Source organism: Flavobacterium bizetiae (genome assembly GCF_902804475.1).
Taxonomy (GTDB): domain Bacteria; phylum Bacteroidota; class Bacteroidia; order Flavobacteriales; family Flavobacteriaceae; genus Flavobacterium; species Flavobacterium bizetiae.
Genome location: NZ_CADCSU010000020.1, coordinates 1 through 14,582 on the forward strand (window position 1 = coordinate 1; position 14,582 = coordinate 14,582).

The window sequence follows — 14,582 nt, forward strand, 5'->3', positions numbered from 1 at the left end:
GAAATAAAGAAAGCAGTACAATCATTTTTGGTATTTAATTTTTGGAAATTTTCCCGATTGCATCTATTGTGATCGGGTTTTTTATTTACGGATGATTGAAGTTTTAAGTATTGATTATTAAGTGGTTAAAAAAACTTTGTGATCCTGGTTTCTTTTTGCCTTTTCATGATGATTTTATGAATTACTGTGGTAGTATGACCATCTTCTGAAGCTATAATTTTGCCGATATTTTAAAAACAGGGACAATATGAAAAGGTTAAATTTATTTATAGCAGTTATCTTTTGTTGCTATTCCAGTATAATGCTTGGGCAGCAGGATGCACAGTATACACAATACATGTACAATACAATTAATATTAATCCGGCTTATGCAGGTTCCCGGGGTGCAGTTAGTATTTTTGGTATGCACAGAACACAATGGGTGGGTTTAGATGGTGCGCCAACAACCAATTCTGTATCTGTTAATGCTCCGATTGGGTATAATTTGGGTTTAGGTGTATCAGTAATCAATGATCGAATAGGACCAATGGTAGAAAATAATGTTGCTGTAGATCTTTCGTATTCTATTGAAACTTCACCTTATTACAAATTATCTTTTGGGTTAAAAGGAACGGCAAATTTACTCGATGTCGATTTTACCAAATTAAACATATACGATCCTTCAGATCCAAGATTTCAGAACAATATTGATAATAAATTTTCGCCCAATATTGGGGCAGGAGTTTATTTTCATTCTGATAAATCATATATAGGATTATCGGTTCCTAATATGCTCGAAAGTAGTCATTACGATAAGTCGGCAAAAGACGAAGCGCAAAGTTATGTCGTAAAAGAACGTATGCATTATTATTTAATGGCGGGTTATGTTTTTGACTTAGATTATAATCTAAAGTTTAAACCTTCACTTCTTACCAAAGTGGTTCAGGGAGCACCGCTTCAGACCGATATTTCTGCTAATTTTTTGTTTAATGAAAAATTCACAGCCGGTCTGGCATACCGTTGGAGTGCCTCTGTAAGTGCTCTTGCAGGTTTTCAAATATCAGATTCCTGGTTTGTAGGATATGCGTACGATGCTGAAACTACAAAGCTGGCCAATTACAATTCCGGATCTCATGAGATATTCCTAAGATTTGAATTAAAGGGAATCAGATCAGGAATGATTTCTCCAAGATTCTTCTAAATCAATTTTTAAATTAATCAAAATATCAGCCAGATAAGTGTTTGAAAAATAATCAGTTTGGTTGATTTTGCATAACCTTTTAATTATGAAAATAAAAATACACAGAATTGTTGTTTTACTTTTTTGTCTGGTAACTTCTATGAGTTTTTCACAGGATCTGACAAAGAAAAACGATAAAAAACTTGCCAAAGCAAATGCACAATATGAGAATTTTTCATTTTTTAAAGCCGGAAAACTCTATGAACAATTAGTTAAAAAAGGCTATAAATCGGCAGAAATTTACGGACGATTAGGCGATACTTATTTCTTTAATGCAGATTACGTTAAAGCATTACCGTGGTACACAAAAATGATGGAAGAAAGTGCTTCAAATCCGCCAGAATATTATCACAGATATTCTGTCTGCTTAAGAGCAAATGACCAATACAAACAAGGACTAGAAATAATGAGTGCTTTTTATGAGAAAGCAGGTAATAAAGAACAAGCGCAAAATTGGACTCCGGATGTCTTTTTTAAAGCTGTCGAATTGCAGTCGAATCGTTATAATGATTTAGGCGATGCCGGAATAAATTCAGCATCTTCAGACTTTGGAAGCGCATTAGTACCTAATGAAGAAGCAATTCAGCAAGCTCTTGAAATTGCTAAAATCGAAAAGAGAGAAAAGGCAAGAATTATAAGAGAGAATGCCGAAAAAAGACGTAGGGAAGATAACAATAAACTCGGGGCAAAAGGAGAATTTTTAAACAAGAATAAGAACGCAGCAAATAGTAAAGACCCTGCGAAAACAGCCGAAATTGATAAAATTCAAAATCCGGAAAGTGCTATTAAACCTATTGTAAAATTGCCTAAATACAGCGATGTGATTTATGCTACAGCAAAGGATTCGGGAATTTTTGCAAGCAAGCACAGTTGGAATGATAAACCTTTTCTTAAATTGTATACCGCTCAAATTGATGAACAGGGAAAACTTCGTAATGAGAAGAAATTATCGGGAGAAATTAATTCAAAATTTCATCAAAGTACGCCGGTTCTTACCAGTAACGGTCTCACGATGTATTTTACAAGACTGGTGCCTTATAACGAAACAAAAAAGAAAACTGGAGGCAAACCAATATCGCATTTGAAAATTTTTCAGGCTCAAAAAGTAAATAATAAATGGGTTAATGTACGCGAACTTCCGGCGCCCATCAATTTGGCAGGAACTTCATCGGCACATCCGGCTTTAAGTCCGGACAATAGCGAATTGTACTTTGTATCGAACAGAAAAAAACAAATAAGCGACACCGATTTATATGTAGTCGAAAGAAAAAAAGGTGGTGGTTTTGCCTTTACAGCAGCATCGTTAGGCGAGGAAATAAATACGTATGGCCGGGAAACGTTTCCGTTTGTAGACGATAGCGGGATATTGTATTTCTCTTCAGATGGACATCCGGGACTTGGCGGTTTAGATGTTTTTGCAGCAGCAAAAGATAGTAACGGAAAATATGCAGTTGTCAATGCCGGCGAGCCTATAAATTCAGTAAGTGATGATTTTGCTTATGCAATAGACAGCGATTCTAAAAGAGGATTTTTCTCTTCTAATCGAAAAGGAGGAAAAGGTGAGGATGATTTGTATCAATTTTTAGAAACAAAATCTATCGTTTTTCCTTTTAAACTAAATCCGATTTATTCCGGAACTGTAAAAGATAGTTTGTCCGGAGAAATATTACCGGAAGTTGAAATAATCATTTTTAATGAATTAAACGAGAAGATTAAAACTGTTACCAGCGATGCATCCGGAAAATATTCTTTGGATTTGCCGCCGCTTAAAAATTATAGTTTTGAGTTTAATAAGAAGGGATATGCAACAGAAAGAGTATTTGTAGACGGACTTAAAATATCAGAAAAAAAGGAAATTCCGGTAACTTTATTTAATGAACTATCGGTAATTGTAGATGATAAAGTTGTTACACTAAATGAAGGAGACAATCTTACAGATAAATTAAAACTCAGTCCTATTTATTTTGATTACGGAGGGTATACAATTCGTAAATCATCAAAATTAGAATTAGATAAAATAATTAATCTAATGAAGACACGTCCGAGTATTGCTATCGAAGTGCGATCACACACAGACAGCAGAGGTAAAGATGATTATAATATGAGATTGTCTAAAAACAGAGCCAAAACTACGATGGACTATATTGTTTTGGAAGGCGGAATTAGAAGAGATAGAGTTTGGGGCGATGGATATGGAGAAACCCAACTTATAAATAATTGCAGTAATGGTGTAAAATGCACAGAAAAAGAACATGAATTAAACAGACGTTCGGAATTTATTATGGTAATAAAGGAACCGAAAAACTAGACATATTATTACTATCCTGTACGCAAAAAAGGGCTTGACTTTATTAAAAGTTGAGCCCTTTTTTTAGGAATTATTTTTTTGTTGTGAATTGTTAATCAGTATGTTGAATCGGGTTTGTCTTTTATTATTCTTTTTTGTCATTTGTAACTTTTCATGATGATTTTAAAAGTTTATGTGGCAGTTCGAAAGCAGACTTAGCACATACTTTTGCCGGGAATTAAAGTTCATGTTATAAAACAATTAACAATCTAATAGCTAAGAAAATTTAGCAGGATTAAGTTGAAGAACAGGGATTATAAATAACTCATAATAATTATATCTTATGAAGAATAAATTACTTCCATTAATTTTTGTGCTAGGTGGTTACTCGGCCTATTCTCAAGTGGGTATAGGGACAACAATGCCCAATGCTTCTTCTCAGTTAGAAGTCGTGGCAAATGATAAAGGTATTTTAATACCAAGAATTGCATTAAAGAATTCAACAGATGTTACTACGATTGCAAATGGCAACATAAATAGTTTATTAATATTTAATACTGCGACAATTGCAGATGTTAAACCAGGATATTACTATTGGTATGATAACAAATGGAACAGGATTGTGGTTGCTGGAGAGATTGAATCTAATGCCGGTACAGTGATTTATAATCCCGTAACAAATGAATTTGTTTATGTTGATGAATCAGGTAACAATCAAACAATAAGCTTTGATACTATTGTAAAAAAATACGAGACGATTACAATACTAACAAACCATAACAACGGAACCTATACTTACGCCAATGAAAAAGGCGATAAAGTAATAATTGATGTTCCTGCGGATGTTGCGAATAATTTTGAAACGATCGTAAACAATCCGGCTGTAACAAACGTTCTGAATACTTTTATAACAAAAGTAGAAGGAAACGTTTCGTACAATCCTGTAATGAATGAGTTTACGTATACCGATAAAAACGGAGATACTCAGGTTGTAAATATCAGTGAGATTGTAAAAGCGAATGAAACGATTACAATACTAACAAACCATAATAACGGAACCTATACTTACGCCAATGAAAAAGGCGATAAAGTAGTAATTGATATTCCTGCCGATGTTGCGAATAATTTTGAAACGATCGTAAACAATCCTGCTGTAACAAACGTTCTGAATACTTTTATAACAAAAGTAGAAGGCAATGTTTCGTACAATCCAGTAATGAATGAGTTTACGTATACCGATAAAAACGGAGATATTCAGGTTGTAAATATCAGTGAAATTGTAAAAGCGAATGAAACGATCACAACTTTAGCGAACAATAACAACGGAACATATTTATATACAAGCGAAGATAAAACGCCTACAACTATTGATGTTGTTGCCGATGTAATTAACAATGCCTCAACAATTGTAAATGATCCTAAGTTTGTAACAGAGCTTACGAATGTTATCAAAAACGAAGAAACACTAACAAGTTTATCTTACGATGATGTTGCTCATACTTTAACGTATAAAGATGAAAAGAACCAGCCATCTGTATTCAAATTAACGGATTTAGTTGGTGATGCAGAAACTCAGACAACATTGGTTTACGATGCATCAGCAAAAACATTGACTTATAATGGAGAAAGCGGAACACCAACTGTAATTCAATTGGTTGATTTAGTAGGTGCGGCTGAAACCGTAACAACTTTAGCTAATAACAACAACGGAACATATTTATATACAAGCGAGGATAAAACGCCTACAACTATTGATGTTGTTGCCGATGTGATCAATAATGCATCAACAATTGTAAATGATCCGAAGTTTATTACCGAGGTAACAAATGTGGTTAAAACGGAAGAAACCGTAACAACTTTAGCGAACAATAATAACGGAACATATTTATATACAAGCGAGGACAAAACACCAACGACTATTGATGTTGTTGCCGATGTGATCAATAACGCTTCAACAATTGTAAACGATTCTAAGTTTGTAACCGAATTAACTAACGTTATCAAAAGCGAAGAAACATTAACAAGTTTATCTTACGATGACGTTGCTCATACTTTAACGTACAAAGACGAAAAGAATCAACCAGCGGTATTCAAATTAACAGATTTAGTTGGCGATGCAGAAACGCAAACAACATTGGTTTACGATGCATCAGCTAAAACTTTGACTTATAATGGAGAAAGCGGAACACCAACGGTAATCCAATTAGTTGATTTAGTTGGAGCTGCTGAAACTGTAACAACGCTGACTAACAATAACAACGGAACATATTTATATACAAGCGAGGACAAAACACCTACGACTATTGATGTTGTTGCTGATGTGATCAACAATGCATCAACAATTGTAAATGATCCGAAGTTTATTACGGAAGTAACAAATGTGGTTAAAACAGAAGAAACGGTAACAACATTAGCGAACAATAATAACGGAACGTATTTATACACAAGCGAGGATAAAACACCAACGACTATTGATGTTGTTGCCGATGTAATCAATAATGCGTCGACAATTATAAACGATTCTAAGTTTGTAACTGAACTAACGAACGTTATCAAAAATGAAGAAACACTAACAAGTTTATCTTACGATGATGTAGCTCATACTTTAACGTATAAAGACGAAAAGAATCAGCCGAATGTATTCAAACTAACGGATTTAGTGGGGGATGCAGAAACGCAAACAACATTAGTTTACGATGCATCAGCCAAAACGTTGACTTATAATGGAGAAAGCGGAACGCCAACGGTAATTCAGCTTGTAGATTTAGTTGGAGCAGCTGAAACTGTAACGACATTAGCGAACAATAACAACGGAACATATTTATATACAAGTGAGGATAAAACGCCAACCACTATTGATGTTGTTGCCGATGTAATCAATAATGCGTCAACAATTGTAAATGATCCGAAGTTTATAACTGAGGTAACAAATGTGGTTAAAACGGAAGAAACCGTAACAACTTTAGCGAACAATAATAACGGAACATATTTATACACAAGCGAAGATAAAACGCCAACGACTATTGATGTTGTTGCCGATGTGATCAACAATGCATCAACAATTGTAAACGATTCTAAGTTTGTTACTGAATTAACGAACGTTATCAAAAACGAAGAAACATTAACAAGTTTATCTTATGATGATGTTGCTCATACTTTAACGTATAAAGACGAGAAGAACCAACCAGCTGTATTTAAATTAACAGATTTAGTGGGCGATGCCGAAACGCAAACGACATTGGTTTATGATGCATCTGCCAAAACATTAATCTATAATGGAGAAAGTGGAACACCAACGGTAATCCAATTGGTTGATTTAGTTGGAGCTGCTGAAACGGTAACAACTTTAGCGAACAATAACAACGGAACGTATTTATATACAAGCGAGGATAAAACGCCTACAACTATTGATGTTGTTGCCGATGTAATCAATAATGCGTCAACAATTGTAAATGATCCGAAGTTTATAACTGAGGTAACAAATGTGGTTAAAACGGAAGAAACCGTAACAACTTTAGCGAACAATAATAACGGAACATATTTATACACAAGCGAAGATAAAACGCCAACGACTATTGATGTTGTTGCCGATGTGATTAACAATGCCTCAACAATTGTAAATGATCCTAAGTTTGTAACAGAGCTTACGAATGTTATCAAAAACGAAGAAACACTAACAAGTTTATCTTACGATGATGTTGCTCATACTTTAACGTATAAAGATGAAAAGAACCAGCCATCTGTATTCAAATTAACGGATTTAGTTGGTGATGCAGAAACTCAGACAACATTGGTTTACGATGCATCAGCAAAAACATTGACTTATAATGGAGAAAGCGGAACACCAACTGTAATTCAATTGGTTGATTTAGTAGGTGCGGCTGAAACCGTAACAACTTTAGCGAATAATAATAACGGAACGTATTTATATACAAGCGAGGATAAAACGCCTACAACTATTGATGTTGTTGCCGATGTGATCAATAATGCGTCAACAATTGTAAATGATCCGAAGTTCATTACCGAGGTAACAAATGTTGTGAAAACAGAAGAAACGGTAACAACTTTAGCGAATAATAACAACGGAACATATCTATACACAAGCGAGGATAAAACACCAACGACTATTGATGTTGTTGCCGATGTAATCAATAACGCTTCGACAATTGTAAACGATTCTAAGTTTGTAACTGAGCTTACGAACGTTATCAAAAGCGAAGAAACATTAACAAGTTTATCTTATGATGATGTTGCCCATACTTTAACGTACAAAGACGAAAAGAACCAGCCATCTGTATTCAAATTAACGGATTTAGTAGGCGATGCCGAAACGCAAACAACATTGGTTTACGATGCATCAGCTAAAACATTAACCTATAACGGAGAAAGCGGAACGCCAACAGTTATTCAGCTTGTAGATTTAGTTGGAGCAGCTGAAACGGTAACGACATTAGCGAATAATAACAACGGAACATATTTATATACAAGCGAGGATAAAACGCCTACGACTATTGATGTTGTTGCTGATGTGATCAATAATGCGTCAACAATTGTAAATGATCCGAAGTTTATTACTGAGGTAACAAATGTGGTTAAAACAGAAGAAACGGTAACTACTTTAGCGAATAATAACAACGGAACATATTTATATACAAGCGAGGACAAAACACCTACAACTATTGATGTAGTTGCCGATGTAATTAATAATGCTTCAACAATTGTAAATGATCCGAAGTTTATTACTGAGGTAACAAATGTTGTTAAAACGGAAGAAACCGTAACAACTTTAGCGAACAATAACAACGGAACGTATTTATACACAAGCGAGGATAAAACGCCAACGACTATTGATGTTGTTGTCGATGTGATAAACAATGCTTCAACAATTGTAAACGATTCTAAGTTTGTTACTGAATTAACGAACGTTATCAAAAACGAAGAAACACTAACAAGTTTATCTTATGATGATGTTGCGCATACTTTAACGTATAAAGACGAAAAGAACCAACCATCTGTATTCAAATTAACGGATTTAGTGGGCGATGCAGAAACGCAAACAACATTAGTTTACGATGCATCAGCTAAAACGTTGACTTATAATGGAGAAAGCGGAACGCCAACGGTAATTCAATTGGTTGATTTAGTTGGAGCTGCTGAAACCGTAACAACTTTAGCGAATAATAACAACGGAACGTATTTATACACCAGCGAGAATAAAACGCCAACGACTATCGATGTTGTTGCCGATGTGATCAATAATGCCTCAACGATTGTTAATGATCCTAAATTTATTACCGAGGTAACAAATGTTGTGAAAACGGAAGAAACGGTAACAACTTTAGCCAACAATAACAACGGAACATATTTATATACAAGCGAGGATAAAACGCCAACGACTATTGATGTTGTTGCCGATGTGATTAATAACGCTTCGACAATTGTAAATGATTCTAAGTTTGTTACTGAATTAACGAACGTTATCAAAAATGAAGAAACATTAACAAGTTTGTCTTATGACGATGTTGCTCATACTTTAACGTACAAAGACGAAAAGAATCAGCCGAATGTATTCAAATTAACGGATTTAGTGGGTGATGCAGAAACGCAAACAACATTGGTTTACGATGCATCAGCTAAAACATTAACATATAACGGAGAAAGCGGAACGCCAACAGTTATTCAGCTTGTAGATTTAGTTGGAGCAGCTGAAACGGTAACGACATTAGCGAATAATAACAACGGAACCTATTTATATACAAGCGAGGATAAAACGCCTACGACTATTGATGTTGTTGCTGATGTGATCAATAACGCTTCAACAATTGTAAACGATTCTAAGTTTGTAACAGAACTTACGAACGTGATCAAAAACGAAGAAACATTAACAAGTTTATCTTATGATGACGTTGCGCATACGTTAACGTACAAAGACGAAAAGAATCAACCAGCTGTATTCAAATTAACGGATTTAGTAGGCGATGCAGAAACGCAAACAACATTAGTTTACGATGCATCAGCTAAAACGTTGACTTATAACGGAGAAAGCGGAACACCAACCGTAATTCAATTAGTTGATTTAGTAGGTGCGGCTGAAACTTTAACAATTGTAGCTCCGGTAGTTACAACAGGAAATACGATTGCGACTTATACAAATGAAGCAGGAGGAACTCCGGTTGAAATTAAAGAAACGGTAACTTCTCTGGTTCATGGTGTTACTCAGGAAACTATAGATGGACAAGTAATTGATAAACATACTTTAACGTATACAGATGAAAAGAATGTTGCAAATCCGATTGATTTGTCTGTTTTAGTGAAAGGTACAGAGACACTAACCTCATTAACTTATGATGGAGCAGAACACTCTTTAATTTATAATGATGAAAAAGGAATTGCATCCGAATTTAAATTGGTTGATTTGGTTGGTGATGCAGAAACAATAACAACATTAGAAGTAAACTCTGCGACTGGAACTCTGGATTATAGAAATGAAAGCAAGGTTGTAAAAAGCATTGACCTAAGTAATGCAGTAAAAGAGCCATGGTTTAGTTCACAGACTAAAGTAGGAGCGACGTTAAACACAGAGGACATCTATACAAATGGCTGGGTAGGAATTGGATACACAGAACCATCAAAGGCTCCAAATGAAAAACTACGAGTAAACGGAAGTATTACTACAGTAAATAGTTTCTATGCCGATTATGTATTTGAAGATTATTTCCAGGGTTACTCTCCAATTAAAGCCGATTATAAATTTAAACAATTGGCCGAAATTGAAGAATTCATTAAAAAGAACAAACACCTTCCGGGTATAACTCCAATTAATGAACTAGAAAAAACAAAAGAAGGTTATTCGTTTAATATGTCTGAACTATCCATACAATTACTAGAAAAAACCGAAGAGATTTACTTGCACATTATTGAGCAAAATAAAATAAATGAACTTCAAAGTAAAGAAATTGAAGCAAAAGATAAAATGATTAAAGATTTAAAAGAAGCTTCAGACTCAATGAATGAACGTTTAGAAAAATTAGAAAAATTTATTGCAGAAAAAGTTAATTAAAGAAACAGATTAGAGTTAGTAAAGAAGTAAACAAGGTATTTAGTATATAATGCTAAATGCCTTTACTTCGACTAATGTAATTCTCATACTTAAACATTAAATTATGAAAATAGGAATACATAAAATACGAAAGATTGCTTTTGCAATGGTATTCAGTTTACTAAGTTGCTCAGTTTTTGCTCAGTTAGAAAGTACAAAAATAAAAGACGGTTCAGTAAGCAGCGGAGCAGAAAAAGCGGTTCCGGGAGCTCTTTTTGAGTTGGAAAGTACCAACAAAGGAATGCTTACTTCCAGGCTTACAACTGCACAAAGAGATGCAATATCAGCTGCAAATTTAACGGATGGATTATTGATATTTAATACCACAACAGGATGTTTTGATTATTGGAGCAAAGCACAAAGTGTATGGTTAAGTATCTGTGGTACGCCACCACCTGCAGTTTTTGATATTTCTACAGCACAATGTAATCTGGTAAAAGCAAATGGAGTTTTCAAACAAGGAGAAACACTAACATTAGCCAATTACCTGACAATTCCGGTAACGGTAACACAACCGGGAACCTATACAGTTTCGGCGACAACAACTAACGGTTATTATTTTAATACCAGCGGAACTTTTCCTAATGCAGGTACTTATGTCTTAAACTTGCCTGGAGTTGGTACGCCTAATAATGGTTATGATGTGGGAAATGTCGGAGATGCAGTAGAGATTTCATTAAATGGAAAAGATGCAGCTTGTACACCTCACATTTTTGTAGAGAAAGCCAATGTTGATTTTGCAATATCATGTGCTGCTATAAATGCCGAAGGATCTTATTTTATAGGGATTCCGCTTAATGCATCAAACAAGTTAACAGTAAGTGTAAACGTTACCAATACTGGTTTTTGGAGCATGAAAACCAATACAGTAAACGGTTATTCATTTAGTGCAACAGGTACGTTTACAGCAACAGGCACCCAAACCATAGAATTGTTAGGAACAGGAACACCAACAGCTTCGGGAATAAATAATTTTAATCTTTCCTCAAATGCAACTACAGTTGCGGGAGCTTCTTGTTCAGGTATTCCGGTTACGGTAGCGCCTGTTGGCTATACTGTAAATTGCGCAAATGCAATACAAAACGGAACCTATATGCAGGATGTTACTTTGGTTGCCGGTAATACTATTACCTTACCAATTAATGTTACAGCAACAGGTCAGACAACAATTACGAGCACAACAGCAAACGGAATTTCATTTACTTCAGGATTAGTAAATCTATCGACTCTTGGAGAACAAACTGTAACTCTTTTAGGTTCAGGAAAACCGGTTTCAGGAGGAATTACAGATTTTATTGTATCCGGAACACCTGGATTTACAGGAACTTGTACGCTAAAAGTTACGATTGCAGGACAACCTGTAGCTTATACCACAAATTGTTCAGGTATTACAACAAGCGGAACGTATGCCCCAGGAATAGCAATGTCCGGAACGAATACAATGACAGTTCCTGTAAACGTGAGTTATGTGGGAGCCTACACAATAAATACCAATACAGTAAACGGAATCAGTTTCTCGGCATCAGGAACATTTGCTACAACAGGAGCACAAAATGTGGTAATGACTGCTACAGGAACGCCATTGTCAGGCGGTTCATTTACCTATGCGGTAACAGCAAATAGTACCAATGGAGGTTCGGCTTGTAATAAAAACATATCATTTGTTTTCCGTACCATGAAAGTTTTAGGATTAGGAGGAGGAATGTATCAGCCGGGTAGTGCAGGTACAGCAGAAGCTTCACGAGCAATATTAGCTTCTACAGCAAATTTTGGTCCTACTGGTACAGTACAAATTCAAAATATACAAATTATTAACGGAGCTTATAATGAAGGAACAGCATTAAGAAACTTAATTAATACCAACAATATTGATATTATAGTTTTAGGATATAATCATACGCCAAATGCAGCTTCAATCGCAGTTTTGAATGATTTTGTTAAAAATAAAAAAGGAGTTTTAATACATTCTCAGGAAAATAATACAGGAAGTACAGCCGATTTAATTAATGCAGTTTGTGGTTCATCAGTATCCGTTTCAGGAACAGGAACGACTAACACAAATCCTCTTTTAAATGTTTCAGATCCTATTTTAGAGGGTCCTTTTGGAAACATAAAAGGACTTAATGCCGGAGCTGACGTAAACAACTCTTATTATGTAACCAATGTACCGGCTAATGTAACCACATTGGCAACTCAAAACGGAAATGCAAGCAGAATATTCTCTTTTAGACATAACACCTTAGGATACATGTACATTGGAGATTCTGGCTGGACGGCAGGAACGTCATCAAATACATCTACAGATACATGGCCTGCGAGAATCACAACAACAGGTATTCCGCAATCAAAACCATATATGGGAGGCGTTACGGTTTATAACAGTATTATGTATGCGAATACAATGGCATGGGCTATTAAATATGCTCAGGAAAATGTTAATTCTAGTTACATGATTCCCTAATTAGAAACACAAAAACACCTCTTTTATCAATATAATAATTGAGGTGTTTTTTATAAGTAAGCATTAAATTGAAAAGAAGTATTAATGCTTTGGAGGTAACATTTTAAATAAAAAAGATGACCAGAATTTATATTAAAATAGTTTTATCAGTATTGTTTATTGGTAAAATAAGTGCGCAAACAGTGAATACGGGAGCAATGGCAGTTCTCTCAAAAACTGAATTTGCGACAATAGGAGATTTTGATAACAGACCAACAGGAGATTTTATTAATGACGGGCAATTTATTGTTTATTCGAATTATAACAATGACGGATTAGTCACTTTTAGTCCAAAAGAAACATCAGGATTAACACATTTTAAAGGTTTAGAAAAAGCTCAAATTATTTCAGGTAATGAGTTAAGCGAATTCAACAATGTACGTTTTGAAAACAGAATGGCTCAGCCCGCATTTTTATTATCCGGAATGATTAGTGTTTATGGATTTTCTGATTTTAATAAAGGAATAATTTCGAATACTAATTCAGGAGGAAGTTTTATTTTTGAATCAGATGCAAGGCCAGACAATTCAAGCAATGAGAGTTATGTTGATGGTTTTGTAGAGCGCAATGGCAATTACGGATTTGAATTTCCGATAGGATCTGGAGGTTATTTCAGACCAGCTTCAATCAGTCAAATTGGTTTGTCTAACAATTTCTTTAAGAGTAAATATGTGCTTGAAAACTCCAATAATTTATATCCTCATACGCAAAAGGATGATCTGATTACATTAATTAATGCTAATGAATACTGGGAGTTCGAAAGCAATCAATCTACTGTAGATGTGGCTTTATCATTAAGTTGGAATAACGCTACAACGCCAACCGAATTGACAAAAGAAGATTCAGATTATTCACTGGCAATTGTAAGTTGGGACGATACCGAATCAAAGTGGAAATTTTTTACTTCGGCGGTGGATAATCAAAATGAAACTGTAACTGCAGCAATTAATAAATCCGGGATTTTTACACTGGGTAAAATTAGAATTGCAACCGTTGACGATGTTGTAGTTTATAATGCTGTATCGCCAAACGGAGACGGATTAAATGATTATTTCAATATTACCGGATTAGAAAAGTTTTCGGATAATTCTCTACAAATATACAATCGCTATGGCGTGAAGGTATTTGAAACCTCTAATTATGGAGTAAACGGAAATTGGTTTAGAGGAATCTCTGAAGGCAGAGTTACAGTAAATAAATCGGAAGGATTGCCAACCGGAACCTATTTTTATGTACTAAAATTTAAAACATCCAATGGATATAAAGACAAAGTAGGTTATTTATATATTAATAATGACTAAGCTTTTTCAAGTTTAATATAATGAACTAATGCCGTTGCTAAGATCTCGTATCAAAGCAACGGCATTTTTTAGCTGTAATTATAATCTTCAGAACATTCAAGTTAAGCCGATCAAATCTAAAGTCAGGAAATATAATTGAGGCTTTAACTAATTATAAGTTTTTTATTAATAATAAT

5 protein-coding genes are annotated in these 14,582 nt (G+C 34.7%); all 5 read left to right on the top strand.

Annotated elements, in window-relative coordinates; genetic code table 11:
• The first annotated feature begins 247 nt into the window (after positions 1-247).
• Positions 248-1,180, top strand: coding sequence for a PorP/SprF family type IX secretion system membrane protein (locus FLACOL7796_RS00450; protein WP_173968711.1), 933 nt, complete (start codon positions 248-250; stop codon positions 1,178-1,180).
• An 85-nt stretch (positions 1,181-1,265) separates the two neighbouring features.
• On the top strand, positions 1,266-3,527 hold the full coding sequence (locus tag FLACOL7796_RS00455) for an OmpA family protein (RefSeq protein WP_173968713.1): 2,262 nt from the start codon (positions 1,266-1,268) through the stop codon (positions 3,525-3,527).
• Positions 3,528-3,849: 322 nt separating this feature from the next.
• The gene (locus FLACOL7796_RS00460; RefSeq protein WP_173968715.1) at positions 3,850-10,566 is read left to right on the top strand and encodes a beta strand repeat-containing protein; all 6,717 of its coding nucleotides are present in this window, start codon (positions 3,850-3,852) and stop codon (positions 10,564-10,566) included.
• A 103-nt stretch (positions 10,567-10,669) separates the two neighbouring features.
• Positions 10,670-13,066, top strand: coding sequence for a hypothetical protein (locus tag FLACOL7796_RS00465; RefSeq protein ID WP_173968717.1), 2,397 nt, complete (start codon positions 10,670-10,672; stop codon positions 13,064-13,066).
• Between the two features lie 116 nt (positions 13,067-13,182).
• Positions 13,183-14,406 carry a gliding motility-associated C-terminal domain-containing protein gene (locus FLACOL7796_RS00470; RefSeq protein ID WP_173968718.1) on the top strand — a complete coding sequence of 408 codons (1,224 nt, stop codon included), beginning with the start codon at positions 13,183-13,185 and terminating at the stop codon, positions 14,404-14,406.
• Positions 14,407-14,582 lie beyond the last annotated feature (176 nt).